Annotated in this window: 16 protein-coding genes and 1 riboswitch; of the genes, 5 read left to right on the top strand and 11 right to left on the bottom strand. The window is 37.8% G+C overall.

The window, feature by feature from the left end; genetic code table 11:
- Window positions 1–282: 282 nt before the first annotated feature.
- Window positions 283–753 carry a MerR family transcriptional regulator gene (locus tag J1899_RS03570; RefSeq protein WP_214477646.1) on the top strand — a complete coding sequence of 157 codons (471 nt, stop codon included), beginning with the start codon at window positions 283–285 and terminating at the stop codon, window positions 751–753.
- A 58-nt stretch (window positions 754–811) separates the two neighbouring features.
- Window positions 812–2,119 carry a hemolysin family protein gene (locus tag J1899_RS03565; protein WP_214477643.1) on the top strand — a complete coding sequence of 436 codons (1,308 nt, stop codon included), beginning with the start codon at window positions 812–814 and terminating at the stop codon, window positions 2,117–2,119.
- Window positions 2,120–2,218: 99 nt separating this feature from the next.
- Here the strand turns inward: J1899_RS03565 and J1899_RS03560 are convergent, their stop codons facing one another.
- The gene (locus J1899_RS03560) at window positions 2,219–2,449 is read right to left on the bottom strand and encodes a hypothetical protein (RefSeq protein ID WP_066449958.1); all 231 of its coding nucleotides are present in this window, start codon (window positions 2,447–2,449) and stop codon (window positions 2,219–2,221) included.
- A gap of 279 nt (window positions 2,450–2,728) precedes the next feature.
- Between J1899_RS03560 and J1899_RS03555 the strand changes: the two genes are divergently transcribed.
- Together J1899_RS03555 and J1899_RS03550 are read left to right on the top strand one after the other, a co-directional pair.
- Window positions 2,729–3,064, top strand: coding sequence for a hypothetical protein (locus J1899_RS03555; protein ID WP_066449962.1), 336 nt, complete (start codon window positions 2,729–2,731; stop codon window positions 3,062–3,064).
- A gap of 288 nt (window positions 3,065–3,352) precedes the next feature.
- Window positions 3,353–3,397, top strand: a riboswitch (PreQ1 riboswitch).
- 9 nt (window positions 3,398–3,406) lie between these two features.
- Window positions 3,407–3,892, top strand: a complete 486-nt coding sequence (locus J1899_RS03550) for a QueT transporter family protein (RefSeq protein ID WP_066449965.1) — start codon at window positions 3,407–3,409, stop codon at window positions 3,890–3,892.
- Window positions 3,893–3,961: 69 nt separating this feature from the next.
- Here J1899_RS03550 and J1899_RS03545 read toward each other — a convergent pair whose 3' ends face one another.
- From J1899_RS03545 to J1899_RS03510, 8 genes are all read right to left on the bottom strand, one after another.
- Window positions 3,962–4,738, bottom strand: coding sequence for a TerC family protein (locus J1899_RS03545; protein WP_066449968.1), 777 nt, complete (start codon window positions 4,736–4,738; stop codon window positions 3,962–3,964).
- A 280-nt stretch (window positions 4,739–5,018) separates the two neighbouring features.
- Window positions 5,019–5,606 carry a glycosyltransferase gene (locus J1899_RS03540; protein ID WP_214477640.1) on the bottom strand — a complete coding sequence of 196 codons (588 nt, stop codon included), beginning with the start codon at window positions 5,604–5,606 and terminating at the stop codon, window positions 5,019–5,021.
- A 242-nt stretch (window positions 5,607–5,848) separates the two neighbouring features.
- Window positions 5,849–7,360 (bottom strand): tripartite tricarboxylate transporter permease, encoded by a 1,512-nt coding sequence (locus J1899_RS03535; RefSeq protein ID WP_066449969.1) that lies wholly within the window; start codon window positions 7,358–7,360, stop codon window positions 5,849–5,851.
- Window positions 7,361–7,372: 12 nt separating this feature from the next.
- Window positions 7,373–7,831 carry a tripartite tricarboxylate transporter TctB family protein gene (locus J1899_RS03530; RefSeq protein WP_066449973.1) on the bottom strand — a complete coding sequence of 153 codons (459 nt, stop codon included), beginning with the start codon at window positions 7,829–7,831 and terminating at the stop codon, window positions 7,373–7,375.
- Between the two features lie 21 nt (window positions 7,832–7,852).
- A complete protein-coding gene (locus tag J1899_RS03525; protein WP_214477638.1) occupies window positions 7,853–8,857 on the bottom strand; it encodes a tripartite tricarboxylate transporter substrate binding protein in 1,005 nt (334 codons plus the stop codon).
- A gap of 679 nt (window positions 8,858–9,536) precedes the next feature.
- On the bottom strand, window positions 9,537–10,208 hold the full coding sequence (locus tag J1899_RS03520) for a response regulator (protein WP_214477635.1): 672 nt from the start codon (window positions 10,206–10,208) through the stop codon (window positions 9,537–9,539).
- Entirely contained in the window at window positions 10,205–11,797 is a 1,593-nt protein-coding gene (locus J1899_RS03515) for an ATP-binding protein (protein ID WP_214477634.1), read from the bottom strand. Before J1899_RS03515 ends, J1899_RS03520 begins: the two co-directional genes overlap by 4 nt.
- Window positions 11,798–11,938: 141 nt before the next feature.
- Window positions 11,939–13,300, bottom strand: a complete 1,362-nt coding sequence (locus tag J1899_RS03510) for an aspartate kinase (RefSeq protein ID WP_214477632.1) — start codon at window positions 13,298–13,300, stop codon at window positions 11,939–11,941.
- Between the two features lie 267 nt (window positions 13,301–13,567).
- On the opposite strand from J1899_RS03510, the gene J1899_RS03505 reads away from it, so the two are divergent.
- Window positions 13,568–14,710 carry a SpoIIE family protein phosphatase gene (locus J1899_RS03505; RefSeq protein WP_214477631.1) on the top strand — a complete coding sequence of 381 codons (1,143 nt, stop codon included), beginning with the start codon at window positions 13,568–13,570 and terminating at the stop codon, window positions 14,708–14,710.
- Between the two features lie 231 nt (window positions 14,711–14,941).
- Here the strand turns inward: J1899_RS03505 and J1899_RS03500 are convergent, their stop codons facing one another.
- Both J1899_RS03500 and J1899_RS03495 read right to left on the bottom strand, forming a co-directional pair.
- Window positions 14,942–15,760 (bottom strand): CheR family methyltransferase, encoded by an 819-nt coding sequence (locus tag J1899_RS03500; RefSeq protein WP_246586574.1) that lies wholly within the window; start codon window positions 15,758–15,760, stop codon window positions 14,942–14,944.
- A 208-nt stretch (window positions 15,761–15,968) separates the two neighbouring features.
- Entirely contained in the window at window positions 15,969–18,770 is a 2,802-nt protein-coding gene (locus J1899_RS03495; RefSeq protein ID WP_214477628.1) for a response regulator, read from the bottom strand.
- Window positions 18,771–18,901 lie beyond the last annotated feature (131 nt).

The following is an 18,901-nucleotide window of genomic DNA, read 5'->3' as shown; positions in this document are numbered from 1 at the left end:
TGTTGTCATGATCATATTACTATCTTATATGACACCGTGTCATCTGTCAATCGATTTATGACACGGTGTCATATATAAAAAGACACAGGCAAAAAAACAACAAAAATGTATTACTATCAAAAACAGCAAAAAACCGAACCATTAGACAGATAAAAATATCTGCTGCGTTCGGGTACAGCATTTGACTGAGTCATTTATACCTTACACTTCAATTTATTGCAGGAAAAAAATATTGTATCATTCCCGCAATATCATTCTCTATAATAACTTTTAGTTGCGTAAATGGAGCAAGAAATTTATAATGCTTCTTATAACTATAACGTTACAGTTCGGAGGGATTGCATTGGGAACGAGAAATTAAAAATTGGTGAGCTTGCTGAGAGAGCTCAAGTGACAAAAAGAACAATTGATCATTATACAAACTTGGGCCTTCTGCATGCCGAGCGTTCACCATCAAATTATCGCTATTACGATATATCGGCTGTTTCACGTCTTGAATTTATTGAAAATCATAAGAAGAATGGCATGCCGCTTTCAGAAATCAAACAGCTGCTGCATAAAAAGGATTTAGAAGAAGCAGAAGAAATTGATGTTCTTGAGCTGCGGCTAAAAATTAAAGGATTACAAGAAGAAGTATCAGATGTACTGGCTCAGCTTGATAAAAAGGATGAAAATAATCATGAATATGTAAAGAAGCAAGTTTCAAGCGAGAGCATGTCACTTATTCAAGCTTTGTTATTATTACTTAATTAATGTAAATTAAAATTTTTCACAGGAGGTGTAAGTCTTACATAGTATTGTAAGACTGCCATTGACAACCCTTAATTTAACTTTATTTGCTATATTAATCGCTTTAACCGCTTTTTTTGTGGCAACTGAATTTGCAATTGTAAAAATACGCTCCTCAAAAATAGATCAACTCATTGCGGAAGGTCGAGCTGGCTCACTTGCAGCCAAAAAAGTCATCACACATTTAGATGAATACTTATCTGCCTGTCAGCTTGGGATCACGGTCACAGCTTTAGGAATAGGATTTGTTGGGGAATCTACATTTGAAGTCCTTCTTCATCCCCTGTTTGAATACTTTCAAGTAAATGACTCAATGTCTCATATTCTAACGATTGGAATTGCTTTTGCTATTGCTACATTTTTGCATGTAGTGGTTGGTGAGTTAGCACCTAAAACCATCGCTATTCAAAAGGCAGAAGCAGTTACACTTGCTTTTGCGCGACCAATTATTTGGTTCTATCGCATTTTATTCCCATTTATCTGGTTCTTAAATGGATCAGCTCGGCTTCTTGTTGGACTTTTCGGTTTAAAGCCTGCATCCGAGCATGAATTAGCTCACTCTGAGGAAGAATTACGCATCCTTTTATCTGAAAGTTATAAAAGCGGTGAAATTAATAAAAATGAACTAAAATATATGAACAACATTTTTGAGTTTGATGAAAGAATTGCAAAAGAGATCATGGTACCGCGGACAGAAATGGTTGCATTCTCCGCTGATGACTCCTTTACGGATGTCATGAACACTATTAAAACAGAACGATATACACGTTACCCCGTTGTGGATGGAGATAAAGATAACATCCTTGGATTTATTAATGTAAAAGAATTTTTAACTGCTAATCTGCAGCGTGAAGATACAAAGGATTTAACACTAGAACGATTCATCAACCCAGTGATTCGCGTAATTGAGACCGTTCCAATCAACGACCTTTTAATCAAAATGCAGAAAGAACGCACACATATTGCTATTTTAATGGACGAATATGGCGGTACTTCTGGACTGGTTACTGTAGAAGATATCATCGAAGAAATTGTTGGAGAAATCCGTGATGAATTTGACGAAGACGAATTGCCTGAAATTCGCAAGATAAAAGAAAATCATTATCTTCTAGATGCAAAGCTTCTTATTGATGATGTCAATAATCTTCTAGAAATTGAACTGGATGATGAAGACGTCGATACATTAGGCGGCTGGTTTCTTACTCAAAACTTTGACGCTGAAGTAGGCAGTAAAGTGGAATATGAAGGCTTTGTCTTTACGGTTACTGAAATAGAAGGTCATCAGATTCATTATATTGAAGTGACAATTAACAAAGAGATAACTTTATAATGTTTTCTAAAGAAAGCTGCCGTGTTATTTGGCAGCTTTGTTTCTTTGAATAAAAATAAAAAAGCTTGGAATTTATGCCAAACTTTTCTACATGCACTATTATAAAATTTCTTTTTTGTTTTTTATTTCATCCAGTTTTAGTTGTATCTCGAGCTCTTGCCTCATTTTTTCCGTTTCCAGCATGAAGTTTTCATGTTTAAGCTTTTCCAGTTCCAATTGGTCTTTTACGACTTTATGCTTTAGCTTTGTTTGTTTTTGGAAGTGGTCTGCCAAAATCGCAATAATCGGAATTGAAAACACCATTATGACAGCAATGGTACCTGTCGTCATCATTTTCTCCACCTCATTTTTTATCCTTCTTTACCATATGATAACAAAAATAAAGGAAGAAGTGCGTTATTAAGTAGAATTTCTTCAAAATAAAAAAACAGCTATTCTTTTCATTCAGTTCTATATTACATGCTGAAAAATACGAACATACCTATTAATCAAACATTTGATTAGTCTTTTACTCTGCAAATAATAGGTCATTTTGGTGAAATCTTTTTATTTACTAACATAAAAAATATTGTTATGATAAGAACACTTTTTAGAGAGGGAGGATTAAAGATGAATCAACATAAAAAAATCATATCCATCGGTTTACTGTTCATCTTTTTGTCTTATCTTCTCATTGGTTTTCCAAACAATATGGCACAGTCCTTCATCGGAGCTGACGATGTCCTGACAGCTGGATCCATTGGAATACATGACCATGCTGGCGAAAAGGATGAAGTAAAAAAGGTCCCGTCGCTTTTATTTGATTCTGCGGCCATCATTGTACTTATGACAACTGCAGCAGCAGCTATATGTCTGCATTTCTCAAAGAATACGAGAATAAAGATTTTTATGACACCATATTTTTATCAGGCAAATTCAATTTCTGTTTCTCCTTGTTTTTATTAAAGCATTTAATAAAAATTCGAGGAGGAATTATGATGTTATTTCGTTTTCTAATGATTGGATTATTTTCACTTACAGCAGGAAGTATTTTTGCGTACCAAGGCTATGAAGTGGTCCATGTGTTATTTGACTATATGAAACGGCACTAATCGATACACCGCAGACATATGCCTGCGGTTTTTTAATTTGGATCATTTCCCTTTTCCATGGTTACATTACCTGGTCTCTCCTAAAATTGAAATCTTTTCTTATTGACTTGCCTATATTCATAGACTATTATTTGAAAGTATGTCTGACGTGGTTCGAGAACCTCCCACGATAAAAAACTAAGGAGAGAGAAATAAAATGAATAGTAAAAACCTTGTCCTTAACGGCATTATTGCTGCCCTTTATATTGCTGTTACCATGCTTATTCAGCCATTCGGGTTCACAGCTGTTCAGTTCCGTGTATCGGAATTGTTTAACCACCTGATTGTCTTTAATAAAAAATACCTTTACGGCATCGTATTAGGCGTATTTTTAACCAATTTATTGTTTTCTCCAATGAAAGGCTATGACCTCATTTTCGGTACCGGTCATTCCTTATTATCTTTGCTGATTACGATATTTATTTGTAAATATGTTAAAAATATTTGGGCACGATTAGCAATAAACACGATTGTCTTTACGCTGATGATGTGGCTGATTGCATTAGAACTGAAACTGGCGTTTGGATTGCCATTTTTAGAAACGTACTACACAACAGCTGTTGGGGAATTTATTGTTTTATTGGCAGGAATTCCAGTTATGTATGCTTTAAATAAGCGAATTAATTTGGCTAAAGCATTATAATCACACACTAAAAAAGAAGCTTGCACCCATGTGTTGGGAGGCAAGCTTCTTTTTGTGGTCAAATACGAATTAATGTTTCACTTCACCACTTGCCACAGCTTTTTCTTTTGAAAGGAACCAGCCGCCTGCTGCGATAAGAACTAACACGATATAGAAAATTGATTTCCATTCAGTGGACTTTGCAAACGCTTCTGGAAGGAATGCCAATGCTGGATGTGACATTGTATAAACAAGCAGCTTAACCCCAACCCAGCCGACAATCATAAAGGCTGCAATTTCAAGCCCTGGTCTTCTTTCAAGAAGTCCGACAAAGAAGTTGGCTGCAAAACGCATTATAACAAGGCCAATTAGTCCTCCAGCAAATATAACTAAGAACTTTCCTCCATCAAGGCCGCCGATATTCGGCAGTCCTGAATCTGGGAGTGCTACTGCTAATGCTACTGCTGCTAAGATGGAGTCAACTGCAAATGCGATATCTGCCAGTTCTACTTTAAATACAGTCATCCAAAAACCAGATTTTTTCTTGGGACGCTCTGTCCCCGAAGACTCTGCTTTTTTTACAACAAGCTTACGGTATATGTGATTAAGCGCGATGAATAATAAATAGATCGCACCGATTGCCTGAACCTGCCATACATCTACCAGGAATGAAATGGCAAATAAGGAACCAAATCGGAAAACAAATGCTCCCGCCAATCCGTAAAATAAGGCTCTTCTTCTCTCTTCTTCTGGTAAATGCTTTACCATGATCGCAAGTACGAGCGCATTATCAGCTGCCAGCAGTCCTTCTAGTGCAATCAGAACTAATAACACCCATCCATACTCCAATAATAATGATAACTCCATTCTTTTTCCTCCTTTAATCGTTTTGTTTATATGTTCGGCCGTCCTATATGTAAAATGGCAATAAAAAGACCTTTACCATTTTGGTAAAGGTCAACAAAAATAATAAAGACCTCTACCGTGAATAGGTAAAGGTCTTGCTAACAGTGTTCACACTGCCAACAAAGCCGAGAGCTAAAAGCTCCGAAATGACGACTTTGCTGTTAAAGCTACTCCCCTTTAGGGATATCCGAACATATTTAATTATATTCTTATCATATTAAGGATCGTACTTTTTGTCAACCTAATTTTTCTCAGCTAGATAGTCAGCGAGTTTTTGCATATGAACCAGACTTTCATCAGCAGCTGTAATCTCTGCTTCCCAATCACGAATGATTCTAGCTGAAATATAATTTTCCATATGCTCTAAATGAATGTGCAGCATATTTTGAAGAGTCTTTTCCTGCCAGCTTGGATTGGCTTCACTTAGAACTGCTGCCAATTCGTTCGCATTTTCATACCATTTTTTCTGTTCTTGAGCAATCGTTTCCTTCTCACCATTTTTTGCTGCTTTTATCATTTTTCCAGCCAGCAAAATATGATCCTTTAAGAGAGCGGTTACTTGTGCCGTTCCTTTTTCACCCAGGTAAGGTGAAAGTGATACACCAATATCCTCCTGGTTTTTAAGCAATCTATTTAGAACGGCATCACGATCATCCAAGTCCTCCATCTCGCTTACAATATAGCTTTGGGACCATACGAAATGTTCTGTCCATAGCTTTTTATAATCCTCTTGGGTACTGCTGCCTTTTCTTGAAGCGGCAGCATGCACCGTTGAAAGACACAACGTCATAACCATAAACAAAACAACGTATCTAACAGCTTTTTTCAATTTAATCTCTCCTTTATCATCCTCTCTTTTATATTGGATTTATTTTCTATATTTATTCTCTTTTAATAGCCTCCGAACTTTCTTTCACTATTAATATTAGAAAGATTTCCAAGCTATATAGGAAAGTACTGTGTCTCCACGCCGCTTCACTCCAGCATGGGACTTCACCTTAGTCAACATTCTTTGTTCAAACAGGATAATCAAAAAACCGACTGCACATAATGGCAATCGGCAGATATTATTTAAGCAGCATCCGTTTTTTTCTTAGCTGGATTCCACGATTTCTTTTTAAATAAAGGCACAGTCATAACAAGTACTGCGACAATCATCAAGGTTAACCCAATTGGGCGTTCAACAAAGATTGATAAACTGCCATCTGAAATGGTCAGCGTTTGTCTTAGAGCCTGCTCCATCATGCCACCTAAGATAAACGCTAAAATAAATGGAGCTGCTGGAAATGAAAAGATTCTCATTAAGAATCCAACTATACCAAAAATCAACAGCAGGTAAAGGTCAAATGTACTGAAGCTCAACGCATATACACCGACCATACTAAACGTGATCACAAGAGAAATGAGCATTGGTCTTGGAATCGTTAACACTTTTGATATATAAGGAATGAGGGGCAGGTTTAAGATTAGCAAAAATACATTCCCTATATACATACTGGCGATAATTCCCCAGAATACTTCTGGATTATCTTGAACAAGAAGCGGGCCAGGCTGAATGCCCAAAACTAGAAAGGCACCGAGCATTACGGCAGTTGTTCCTGAACCAGGGATTCCTAAACTTAGCAGCGGAACAAAGGCACCGCTCGTTGCAGCATTATTTGCCGCCTCTGGAGCTGCCAGTCCTTTAACTGATCCTTTTCCAAATTCTTCAGGCTTTTTTGCAATTTTTTTCTCTGTTATATACGCAATGAAAGAGGCGATAGTGGCTCCCGCTCCCGGCAGAACACCAATGATAAAGCCTAAAAATGACTGTCTTGTAATTGGTCCTTTAATTTCCTTTACATCTTCTTTTGTCAGTTTCAAACTGCCAATCTTTTCATTTTTTTCTTTATCTGCAGCTTCATTCCGGTTAAAGATCAGTGTGCAAACTTCTGCTAGAGCAAATAAACCTAAAGCAATGATTAAAAAGTCAATCCCTTCAAGCAGATAGGCATTCTCAAATGTGAAACGAGCTGTTCCCGTTTGCCCGTCAATTCCAATTGTAACGACTATAATTCCTAATGTGGCAGAAATAAATGCTTTTAATGTTGATCCATCCGACAAACTGGCAATGGCGGTCAAGCCCAGCAGCATTAAGGCAAAATATTCTACCGGTCCAAAAGAAACAGCAATCGAGGATAGCAATGGTGAAAATAACATCAATAACACAACACTGACTGTTCCGCCTATAAATGAGGCAATGGCGGCAATAGCGAGTGCTTTACCAGCTTTTCCTTGCTGAGCCATCGGATATCCGTCAAATGCAGTTGCAACTGTTCCCGCAACTCCTGGTGCATTCAAAAGTATGGATGAAGATGAGCCGCCAAAAACTGCTCCATAATAGACCCCGGCCATCATCATTAGTGCTATCGCAGGATCCATGCTGTACGTAATTGGAATCATAATTGCAATAGCCGAGATCGGTCCAAGTCCTGGCATCATACCAATGAAAGTACCAACAAATACACCAATAAAAACAAACAATATCCCCTGTAAACTAAGTGCGACCTGAAAACCTGACATCAATCCTTCTATTGAGCCCATATAGATCCCCCCTTAAAACGGCAAAATTCCTGCCGGCAAATTAATCTGCAGCATATAATTGAATAACAAGTAAATGAATAATGAAAAAGACAGCGATACAATTCCATTTACAACATGTCTTTTGTAGCCTAAATACCAGGAGCAAATAAATATAAACAATGCTGTCATTATAAAAAAGCCGATCATTTCAAATAGAAATATATAAACAAGCATAAACGCGCATACAACAAGTAATGTTACAATATCTGCTTTAGGTATATTGCGCTTCTTTCTCTCTTCCTCTGTTTCCTTTTGCTTTGATAAAAACAGCAGTACAGATAAGAACAGGAGCAGAAACCCTAATATTTTCGGTACAAAGTCTGCATCAATGATGGCATAAGGATATTCAGGCAGCTGATAACTCATCAAAAGGTATAAAAATGAAAAGACAATCAGCACTAATGCGATTTTACGATGAATCATTTTAAGCATTTTCTGCACTCCTTCCTCTACTTATCTCAGTAGCTTTAATTCTTCTAATATGGCATACATTTCTTCATTTTGTTCATCTAAGAATTGTTCATATTCCTCGCCATCCATATATAATTCATTCCAGCCATATTTTTCACGGATTTTTTTCCATTCAGGTGAATCATTTAGCTGCTTAAACTTTTCTTGGTAATACTGAATCTGCTGTTCGTCCATCCCAGCCGGTCCAAAGAAACCTCGCCAATTAACGAATGTTTCATCAATCCCTTGCTCTACAGCTGTTGGGAAGTCTTCCAGCGTCTCACCTTCTAGCCTTTCAGGTGCTGTAATTCCAAGCACTTTAATCTTGCCTGCCCTCACCTGTTCAACAGTTTCTGAAGTGCCTGCCGAATAAACATCAACGCTTCCATTTAAAAGCTGTGTTAATGCTCCTCCATCCTGGTCAGAAACATACTTTATTTTCGTCACATCTACTCCTGCCGCTCTGGCAATCTTAATAAATTGGATATGATCCATACTGCCTGGCGATGATACTCCAACAATTGAAACACTGCTTGGATCCTTCTTCATATCATCAAAAAGATCATTTAAAGTATCCCATTTTGCATCAGCACTCACAGCAAAAGCACCATAATCCGCAATCACATTTGCAAGCGGGGTAAAATCCTCATATCCATATTTGGACTGTCCATTCAGCGGAACTAACAGAATAGGCGGTGAGGTGACAAAAATATTATGGGGATTGCCTTCTTTTCTCGTCATATAAGCCCAGCCAACTGCTCCGCCGCCGCCTGGCTTATTGATCACCGGCATGCGTTCTTTGATAATTCCTTCCTTCTCAAACGTTTGAGTCGCCAATCTTGCAGTAGTATCCCATCCGCCGCCAGCACCTGCTGCGGCAACTACTTCAATTGGGTTATTCGGACTCCAGCCATTCTCTCCATATACACCAGCAACATCTTTACCTGAACAAGCAGACAAAATAACAACAGCACAAGCGATCATATATAAACAAAAGCGCTTATTCATTTGTGACTCCTCCTCCTCATTTGCTTGTAAACGTTTTCTTTTTGTTAGTATAGAAAAAATCAGAATAGTCTGTAACTATTAAACAAGTAAACGACATTAAAAACGTTGTATATATTTTGTTCATTATGTTCACGGAATTTAAATATGGGGATATTCTTTAAACATCTGTTAAGAAAGAGGTATATTTTTTAGCATTTAGATCAGTATTTTTGGGGAAAATCCTTCAGCTTGTTCAGTTTCCAAGTAAAATAGCCGATTCCCCAGCTAAAATAGGGAATTTTTGATTGAAGTATGTCTCTTATTAAAACTGAGATGATTTGTGATGAATCTGAGACTTTTTTTATTAGATTTAGGCGGGTTTCTATTGAATTAATCGCTTTTTCCATCAAACTTAGGCGGGTTCCTATCAAATTAATCGCTTTTCCCATCAAACTAGGCGGGTTCCTATCAAATTAATCGTTTTTCCCATCAAACTAGGCGGGTTCCTATCAAATTAATCGCTTTTCCCATCAAACTTAGGCGGGTTCCTATCAAACTAATCGCTTTTCCTATCAAAATTAGGCGGGTTCCTATCAAACTAATCGTTTTTCCTATCAAACAAAACTTGATCTGCTAAACACGTCTTTTCGCATTCTCATTCAGCAAAAAAGAGACTGCAAAGGTCAGCAGCCCCTTTCCTCTACCCCATATAATATTTCCGTTCCGGTCTTCCGACAATTCCGTATTCAAGTTCTGCACTTGCTTCTCCAGTTGATACCAGATATTCGAGGTACCGTCTGGCTGTTGTTCTTGATGCTCCCATTTGACTGCCTATTTCTACAGCATTCATGCCAGCCTTTTTTTCTTGAAGGATGTCTTTTACTTTAGACAATGTTAAAGGGTCAATTCCTTTAGGAAACTTATGATCCATTGATGTTTGTGCAGTTCTTCTAAAAAAGTGATCAATTAGGTCTTGGTCCAGCTCATTCTTTTGATTTAGTAAGCTCTTTTTCTTCTGATATTCCTTTATGGCCATATCAAAACGTTCAAAGCTTACTGGTTTAATAATGTAATCTATCACACCGTTGCGCAATGATTGTTCAACCTGTTCTTTTTCATTTGAAGCAGAGATCATTATAACGTCAACGTGAGGATACTTTTTTCGGATCTCAGGCAGAAGACTGCTGCCAAGGCGGTCTGGCATATAAATATCCATGATTAGCAGATCTACATTTCTTTCTTCCAGCAGTTCCAGTGTTGCTTGTGCATTTAGTGCTTTCCCTGTTACTTCTGCACCAGCAATTTTTTCAATAAATTCTTCATGAATACGGGCAACCCGATAATCATCCTCAGCAATAACAACCTTAATCATTCTTTGACCTCCTTTGGAAGAAATACTGTAAAAACAGAACCTCCATCATCCTTCTGATACACTTCAAGATGTCCAGATAATTGGTGTATAGTTTGTGAAACTAGACTCAGTCCATAGCCTCTGCCTTGCTCTGCTTTCGTTGAAAAACCTTTCTCAAATATTTTCTCCATGTCGCTATCTGAAATGCCATAGCCATTGTCACTTACCTCAAAAACAATATCTTTTCCAATATCAGTTGTAAAAAAGCTCACATTCCGCTCACTTTTCCCTTCTGTCGCTTCAAATGCATTGTCGATGATATTCCCGATCATCGTAATCAAATGAGAGATTGTAATATGAGCAGGGAATGATTCTGTCCTTGAGTCAGCATCAATCGTAAAATTGATCTTTTTCTCAGAAGCTTTAGCCATTTTGCCGAGCAGGATTGCCTGCAGATTACTATCTGCCAATTGTTCAAACACAATTTTTTGCATATGTTCATGATTCCCTGATTCGTTCTGGATCATCTTCACTGCCTCATCATATTTGCCCAGCTGCATGAGACCCGATAAGACATAAAGTTTGTTTGTAAATTCATGAGTTTGTGCTCTCAATTCCTCGGAGTACTGCTTTACTTCCGATAAGGTATTGACCATTTCATCAATTTCCGTTTTATCTCTAAAGCTTGCAACCACGCCGGTTACTTGACCGTTTTCGATGATAGGAGTGCGATTCACAATCACTCTTCTCTCACCTAACATGACATCGAGATTTTTTTCTGCTTCACCAGTTTCTAGGACTCTATAAATATCTGTATCTGGAATAACGCTTTCAATTTTTTTATTTAAACCATCTTTTTCAATATTGAGTATATTTCGGGCTGCAGGATTCAGCATTGTGATTAGCCCGTTTTCATCAATGGCGATAATTCCTTCTTTGACAGAGGATAAAATTGCATTTCTTTCGTGATATAGTGAGGCGATCTCATACGGCTCTAACCCTAGGATATCTTTACGTATATTCTTGGCTAATAAAACGCCACAGCTGATCCCGAATAATATAGCACCTGCACTCACAATTAGAACGGTTTTCATATTATTGAAAGCGGCTTCTTTTAAATCATCGACTAAAAAACCAACAGAAACTACACCCATAATGTCGCCATTCAAATCAAAAATGGGTGATTTGCCTCGTAAAGATGGTCCTAAAGAGCCCGTTGCTTCAGATATATAGGATTCCCCATGAAGGATAGCGCGATCATTATCTTCGCCTATCATTTTTTTGCCGATTTTCTTTTCATCTGGATGTGCGTATCTGATACTGTCTGTATTCCCAATCACAATAAATTCAGCGCCGACATCTTTCCTTACTTTTTCAATGAGCGGCTGAATCACTGCTGAAGGATCATCCTCTTTAAAAGCATCCCTTAATGACGGCATTAATGAAACCGTATTGGCAACCTGTAGTGCTAGGGTCCCCATATTGTTCTGAGTCTGCTCATATTCCATCTTTGCGAATAATCCTGTAAGCACCAATATAATCGTCATAATAATTGCCACAATAAGAACGATGATCTTTGTTTGCAATGATACCCCTTTTCTCTTTTTCATTTGCAGCTTCTCCCTGTTTATTCCTTTTCTATAACTATATACAAATTTATGGATAGTGTCATTTACTTGTCTTAATTTTTTGGATAGCTTCCCAAAAGCTAAACGCCCCTCAAGTAAGAGGAGCGTTGATACAATCACGCGCTATACAGGAACAGGAGCAAAAAACTCTCTATAAAGTGCCTCAACTGCTCTTTTTTCATCTATTTCTTTAACTCCAAACATCATGCTTACCTCTGAAGAGCCTTGATTAATCATTTCGATGTTTACCCTTGCTTCGGCAAGAGCTTTAGATGCTCGAGACATGGTCCCAACATTGTGTCTCATTCCTTCACCAACAACCATGATTAAGGATAAATGATGCTGTATGACTACCTCGTCTGCTGTTAATTCTATCTTTATGCGTTCAATAATTTTAGATTCTGCTGAAGGTGTTAATTGGTCCTCACGTAAAATTATGGAGATATCATCAATGCCTGATGGCGAATGCTCATAGCTTAATCCAAACTCTTCTAATATAGTAAGCAACTTGCGACCAAATCCAATTTCACGATTCATTAAATATTTGCTCACATATATGCTGCAAAAGCCATGATCACTGGCTATGCCCACAACTGGACCGATTTCCTCTTCGCGTCTGCTGACAATTTTTGTACCTGGGGCAGAAGAATTATTTGTATTTCGAATATGAACTGGAATCTTTTCTGAGAAAGCAGGTATTAAAGCCTCATCATGCAATACTGTGAAGCCTCCATAAGAAAGTTCCCTCATTTCCCGATAGGTAAGTTCTCGAATCTCCTTTGGATTCGACACAATTGCAGGATTTACAGAATAGACTGCATTGACGTCTGTAAAGTTTTCATAAACGTCTGCCTGTACTGCTTTTGCAAGGATAGCACCTGTGACATCTGAACCGCTCCGGGAGAAGGTCATGATTTCACCCTCTTGGCTATAGCCAAAAAACCCTGGAAACACCGTAATCCCGCTCTTTTCTTTTAAATTTGATAGTTTTTTATAGGATACAGGCAATACCTGGGCATTCCCAGGTTCTCTTGATACAATAAGTCCAGCTTCTTTCGGATTAACATATGCAGCCTGCAGCCCTTGTACTTGAAAAAAGTGGGCAACCAGCTGCGCCATATAGTCTTCTCCACAGGCTTTCACGCGGTCGTAGAAGCTGAATTTATCTTTATAGCCAGCCATTAACCGTTCGGCAAAATCCTCTTTTATACTTTCTAAAATCGACATGGGCAGTTCAAGTTCGATACAAATCGTTTCATAGCGGTAGAAAATCGCCTTTATGATCTCCGCACAATTTTCTCCTCGAAAATGTTTTTCTGCACATTGTATTAATAGATCTGTAACCTTCTGATCTTCATTGCTGCGTTTTCCAGGTGCCGAAACAACAACGATTTTCCGAGTCGGATCCTCACAAACAATTTGAAATACCTTTTTTATTTGCTCACCTGCAGCTAAAGAGGACCCACCGAACTTGATGACCTTCATAAAACACCTCTCCCAATCCTTCAAAAATTTAATCTTAATTTTACAGTACCTAATAAAATAATCAAGGATTTTTTCTTTCCACAGAGTACAAATGTTCATGCTGAGAGAACAAAAGGTTTTACTCAAATAATTTTCTCAAAAGGAATATGAAACACTTTTCTAGAAAGTATTAATAATAAAAAATATAATTATGATGTTTAAAACAAAATGAATTGGGTATAGAAAAAGGATATTTAATATGTTTATACAACCGAAGGGAAGTTAACGATGAGAATACTAGTGGTTGATGACAATGAGGCAAATTTATATGTCATCCAAAATATCTTAAAACGCGCAGGGTATCTTGATCTATTAACATTTACTTCAGCAGATGCAATGTTTCATTATTTTCAAGAAAGCTCACATGTAATTGGCGAAAGCTTGGCTGATGTTATTTTAATGGATATTATGATGCCTGAAATGGATGGAATTGAAGCATGCAGGCTGATTCAGGGGTCCGAAACATTAAAGGATATACCAGTCATCTTTGTAACCGCTCTCGAAGATTCCAATAAAGTGGCTGAAGCGTTAGATGCTGGTGGGATGGACTATGTGATGAAGCCAATTAATAAAGTTGAACTTCTTGCCAGAATACGCGTTGCTCTTCGCTTAAAAGAAGAAAAGGATTGGCACAAGGATCAGGAGGAAAAAATTAAGACAGAATTAGATTTGGCCACACAAGTACAGATGAGTGTGCTCAGTGAACCGCTGTATCTCGACCACCTTCTTATTAAAGCTTCTTATTTGCCGGCCAATAAGCTAGCAGGTGATCTTTATTACTGGCGAAAAATCGAAGAGAATCGTTATGCCATCATTCAGCTTGATATGATGGGGCATGGAATATCAGCTTCTCTTGTTTGTATGTTTATCTCTTCTGTACTGCGTGATTTAATGAGAACAGATCCTGATCCGGATTATGTTATGCAAGAGTTAAATAAATGGATGAACGGACTCAATAAACATAACGGGCAAATACCCTATTATTTTACAGCCATTTATCTTGTCATTGATACAGAGGAAAAAACGGTCGAATATGTAAATGCGGGTCACCCTCCCGGCATTGCTCTTATCGACGAAAAGGAAGTAATAGACCTTCCCAACAATACATATGCAATTGGATTTTTTGAAGATATTAAAATTAAGAAATCTACCTTTACATATACTGAATCCCTGCAATTGCTGCTTGTAACCGATGGTATTGTTGAGACTATAGAGGATTCTGGTGTCTTACCTTGTGAATACTTAAAAGAAACATCATCATTCCGCTGGAACTCTGCAGCTAAAATTGAACCAATTAATATGATTCTTTCAAAAGAACAGCAATTATTAGCAGATGATGATATGTGTGCGGTTTTAATTCAAGTTAACTAATGTACGTATTTTAGCACACTGCATTTAATCGTATTATAATTATAAAGAGTATGCTTTCTTGAATGCATCACTTATTGTGTCCAGGTTCAGACAGGATACGAGAGATTAAAATTACTACTTACATAAATCCGTCACCATAAAAATAAAAATCCGTATGAGTCAAATTCTAATAGTCGAATTTACTCGTACGGATTTTTTATAACTACTAATTTAACTGAATATTGTTTAACATTATTTTTTAATATAAAATTTCTCTTTAAAATTAAACGGCTCAAACATCTCTGTTTCAGTACGAATTGATTCCTTGCTGCCCAGACCTAAAAATCCTTTTTTCGTTAAACTTGCGTTAAACAGGTTTAGTACATGTCCTTGTAATTCCAGATTAAAGTAAATGAGTACATTGCGGCAGATGATAACATGGAACTCATTAAACGATCGATCTGTAACTAGATTGTGCTGAGCAAAAATAATCCGATCCAAGAGATGCTTATTCAAATAAGCAGCTTCGCTATCAGCCGTATAATATTCCGAAAACGACTTTTTTCCGCCAGCCAGCATATAGTTTTTCGTGTACGCTTGCATTTTATGGAGTGGAATAATGCCGCTCTCTGCTTTCTTTAAAACTTTTTCATTCATGTCAGTAGCATAGATGCTTGTAATAGCTCCAAGACCTTCCTCCTCCATAAGAATAGCCATTGAGTATGGCTCTTCACCGGTAGAACAGCCCGCATGCCATATTCTTATTTCAGGAAGCCCAGCAAGAAGCGGAACTACTTCTTTGCGAAATGTTTGAAAGAAGCCCGGATCTCTGAACATTTCTGTTACATTTATCGAGAAGTCGCTTAATATTTTTGTCAGCATGTGTTCATCATGAATAATTCTTTCTGTTAAGAGGGTCATATTGGCAATCCGCTCAAGCCGAAGTCTATTCTCAACTCTTCGTTTAATGGATGCACGCATATATTTTCGAAAGTCATAACCTGATAATTTATAAACTGCATGCAGCAGTAAGTCTAATTCCAATTCTTCTTTATCCATGAATATTTTCATTCCTCATCTTTCTCAATCATTCTTCTAAACACGCATTTCCATTGCGTCCGAATATAAAGCAATCCTTAAATACCCAGATTTATAGATGAGTAAACCTATTGTAACGTTTTACCTATAAAAGATGGCGGCTTGTGTAATAAGCCGCCATCTTCCTGTAACATGTTTTTTGCACCTAATCAGGCGTTAAAGCCTGCATCCTCCTGGCGCATTACTTTGCAATCCACACACGCATCACTGATAGGAGCTGGTCTAGCTTGAGTGGTTTGCTGATGTAGTCTGATGCTCCTGCTTCGATACATTTTTCGCGATCGCCTTTCATAGCCTTTGCTGTTAAAGCGATGATTGGAACGTCGTGGTGCTGTTCTAGGCCGCGGATTCTTTTCATTGTTTCATAGCCATCCATTACCGGCATCATAATATCCATTAGGACAATATCTACTTGGTCTTGGGACATTAAGGTATCAAGACATTGAAGACCATTCGATGCTGTAATGACATTCATTCCTTCTTTTTCTAAGGCATTTTTTAAAGCAAAGATATTACGATTATCATCATCTACAACGATAACTGTTTTATCCTTTAGGTCCTTTGTTAGTTCAGCCTTTTCAATAGGTTCTTCTATATCGATTGTTTCTTGTACATGCTCATTTGATAGACTGTTCTCTATAGCCAAAGCAGATGCTGCTTCCTCTTCTGCTTTTAATTCCTCCATTGTGGCAGGCATTCCTCCTGGCAAGCTAGGGATGATAAGAGCAAAGCTGCTGCCTTCTCCTTCAACACTGCGTTCTACCTTGCATGTACCGCCAAGAAGGGTAGCAAATTCTCTCGTAATGGATAAACCGAGACCCGTTCCGCCATATTTGCGCATGGTTGCACCGTCAGCTTGCTGGAATGCTTCAAAGATCATTTTTTGTTTATCAGGTGCAATCCCGATCCCTGTATCAGAAACAATTATTTTCAGCCAATTCGATGAATGCTCCGCCATAGGCAGTAGAGCATACTCCTCTTGTTTCGCTTTTTCAAGCAATACAGTTACCGAGCCTTCTTCTGTAAATTTGAATGCATTTGATAGCAGGTTTTTGACAACTTGCTGCAGACGCATTTCATCTGTATGCATAAGCATTGGTATATCATCATTTGAATTCACAGAAAAGTCCAGACCTTTATGCTTTGCCATTTGTGCAAAATGAAGCTTAATGCGATCAGCAAAGTCTACGATGTTTACTTCTTCAAACTTAATTTCAAGCTTCCCGACTTCTACCTTTGAAAGATCGAGAATATCATTGATTAAGTTCAGAAGATCCTGGCCTGATGTATGAATTACACGTGAGAATTCCTTCTGTTCGTCTGTTAGTACCTGATCTGGATCCTCTTCAAGCATTTCCGATAATAATAGAATGCTGTTTAAAGGTGTTCTCAGCTCATGTGACATATTGGCAAGGAACTCAGATTTATATTTTGAACTTAATGTTAATTCCTTCGCTTTTTCTTCCAGCTCTTCTTTTGCAGCAAGAAGTTCTTCAGACTTCAGTTCTGCATCCTTTGTACGTTCCTCAAGCTGTTCATTGATAATCCGCAATTCTTCTGCTTGGGTCTGCATCTCTTCAGATTGTGCCTGCAGTTCTTCTGATTGCGTCTGCAATTCTTCTGATTGGGTCTGCAGTTCTTCTGTCTGCGCTTGCGATTCCTGAAGCAAACGGACAATTTCCATTCGTCCGGCAATATTTGTAATGGCTATTCCAAGCGTTTCTGTTACTTCTTCAATCAATTTAACTTGTGCATTCGTAAAATACTGCAGCCCCGCAAGCTCAATCACCGCGACAACTTCATCATTCATCAGGATTGGCGCCATAACAATACTTCTTGGCTGGAATTCCCCAAGGCCAGTTGTCATCATGCGGTAATTATCTGGAATATCGCGAACTTGTGTTATTTTCTTATCCAGAACAGTTTGGCCGATTAATCCTTCACCTGGTGCGAAGGCATTTCTTCCTGCACTATTTCTTTCTCCAGCAACTGCAGCAACTTGTTTATAAAGAATGTCATCTCCATTTTCATGTTTGAGATAAAAAATACCAAGGTCAGCACCAGCAATTGGTGTCAGTTTCTTTATAAAATAAGATGCCAGTTCATCTACTGTTATAAATCTGCTATACGCTCCGATAATGTCTGCGGAAGTCGATTGTATCCAGTTTTGTTCAGTGATTTCGGCCGTATATCTTTTTTCTTTTTTATTGTAATCCTCTAAAGAGTCGGCCATATAGTTAAATGCCTTCGCAATCTCGCCGATCTCATCTTGTGTTTCTACTTCCAAACGAGGAATTTTAGATAGCTCGTTATAATCAATGTCATTGATTCCTTTAGTAATGCTATTTATGCTTCTGCTTGTACTCCGAATGACCCAGATCGTCACTCCGATAATTAGGATAATCGCAATAGAAACAGCCGAAATAATGAAAATAAGAAGCTGATTATATGTGTTTGTAGCACTTTCAAGGGAATCATTCATTAGTGTTTCTTGATGATCCTTAAAATCTGCCAATTGCTGCAGCAGCATATCTCGATTTTCCAGTTCATTTGAATATAAAGCTGCTACACCCGCTTCATTTCCCTCATTCATTAACTGGATAATTTCCTGTTCCATTTCCAGATAGGAGTCATAACTTGCTCTTAATTGAGTAAAGATGCCCCTGCCGCTTTCTGTATTAATGCTGCGTTCAAGGTCAATCAAATTGCTTTCAATCGTTTGGTGACTTTCCTGCAATGAACTAGCCAATATTTGAGCATCCAGTTCTTCACCATATGAGATAACATTTAGAAGCATACGGTCGGCTTCGTAAAATTCCTGTCTAATTTCTGTCGCTTCATTTACTTTGCTATATCGGTCCTGAACGATCTCCAGCATATTTTCTCTCATAACGTTTACCATCATTAGAATGACAAACATGAGCAAAAATAAAAAAAGAGTGGTCAGTCCTAACCCGATGAACTGCTTTCTCTTAAAGCTCAAAAATGCCCCCCCTATCTCTAACTTTATTCCTAATACAAATATAGCAATAAAAACAGTATGTTACGAGTTTTTAAGTTAAAAACTTCTAAAATAAATATATTCCAATTTTTTCATTGGTAAATAGCGGGAAT

The organism is Cytobacillus gottheilii (genome assembly GCF_018582665.1).
In the GTDB taxonomy this organism is placed as follows: domain Bacteria; phylum Bacillota; class Bacilli; order Bacillales; family Cytobacillaceae; genus Cytobacillus; species Cytobacillus gottheilii.
Note: the sequence above shows the minus strand (reverse complement) of the source record. Positions and strands in the feature narration are given on the sequence as shown.

What these genes read in the sequence shown, in the direction of transcription:
- J1899_RS03570 (WP_214477646.1), top strand. Translation starts at nt 283, where the DNA reads ATGGAGCAAGAAATTTATAATGCTTCTTATAACTATAACGTTACAGTT.
- J1899_RS03560 (WP_066449958.1), bottom strand. Translation starts at nt 2,449, where the DNA reads ATGACGACAGGTACCATTGCTGTCATAATGGTGTTTTCAATTCCGATT.
- J1899_RS03555 (WP_066449962.1), top strand. Translation starts at nt 2,729, where the DNA reads ATGAATCAACATAAAAAAATCATATCCATCGGTTTACTGTTCATCTTT.
- J1899_RS03550 (WP_066449965.1), top strand. Translation starts at nt 3,407, where the DNA reads ATGAATAGTAAAAACCTTGTCCTTAACGGCATTATTGCTGCCCTTTAT.
- J1899_RS03545 (WP_066449968.1), bottom strand. Translation starts at nt 4,738, where the DNA reads ATGGAGTTATCATTATTATTGGAGTATGGATGGGTGTTATTAGTTCTG.
- J1899_RS03535 (WP_066449969.1), bottom strand. Translation starts at nt 7,360, where the DNA reads ATGGGCTCAATAGAAGGATTGATGTCAGGTTTTCAGGTCGCACTTAGT.
- J1899_RS03530 (WP_066449973.1), bottom strand. Translation starts at nt 7,831, where the DNA reads ATGCTTAAAATGATTCATCGTAAAATCGCATTAGTGCTGATTGTCTTT.
- J1899_RS03525 (WP_214477638.1), bottom strand. Translation starts at nt 8,857, where the DNA reads ATGAATAAGCGCTTTTGTTTATATATGATCGCTTGTGCTGTTGTTATT.
- J1899_RS03520 (WP_214477635.1), bottom strand. Translation starts at nt 10,208, where the DNA reads ATGATTAAGGTTGTTATTGCTGAGGATGATTATCGGGTTGCCCGTATT.
- J1899_RS03515 (WP_214477634.1), bottom strand. Translation starts at nt 11,797, where the DNA reads ATGAAAAAGAGAAAAGGGGTATCATTGCAAACAAAGATCATCGTTCTT.
- J1899_RS03510 (WP_214477632.1), bottom strand. Translation starts at nt 13,300, where the DNA reads ATGAAGGTCATCAAGTTCGGTGGGTCCTCTTTAGCTGCAGGTGAGCAA.
- J1899_RS03505 (WP_214477631.1), top strand. Translation starts at nt 13,568, where the DNA reads ATGAGAATACTAGTGGTTGATGACAATGAGGCAAATTTATATGTCATC.
- J1899_RS03500 (WP_246586574.1), bottom strand. Translation starts at nt 15,760, where the DNA reads ATGAAAATATTCATGGATAAAGAAGAATTGGAATTAGACTTACTGCTG.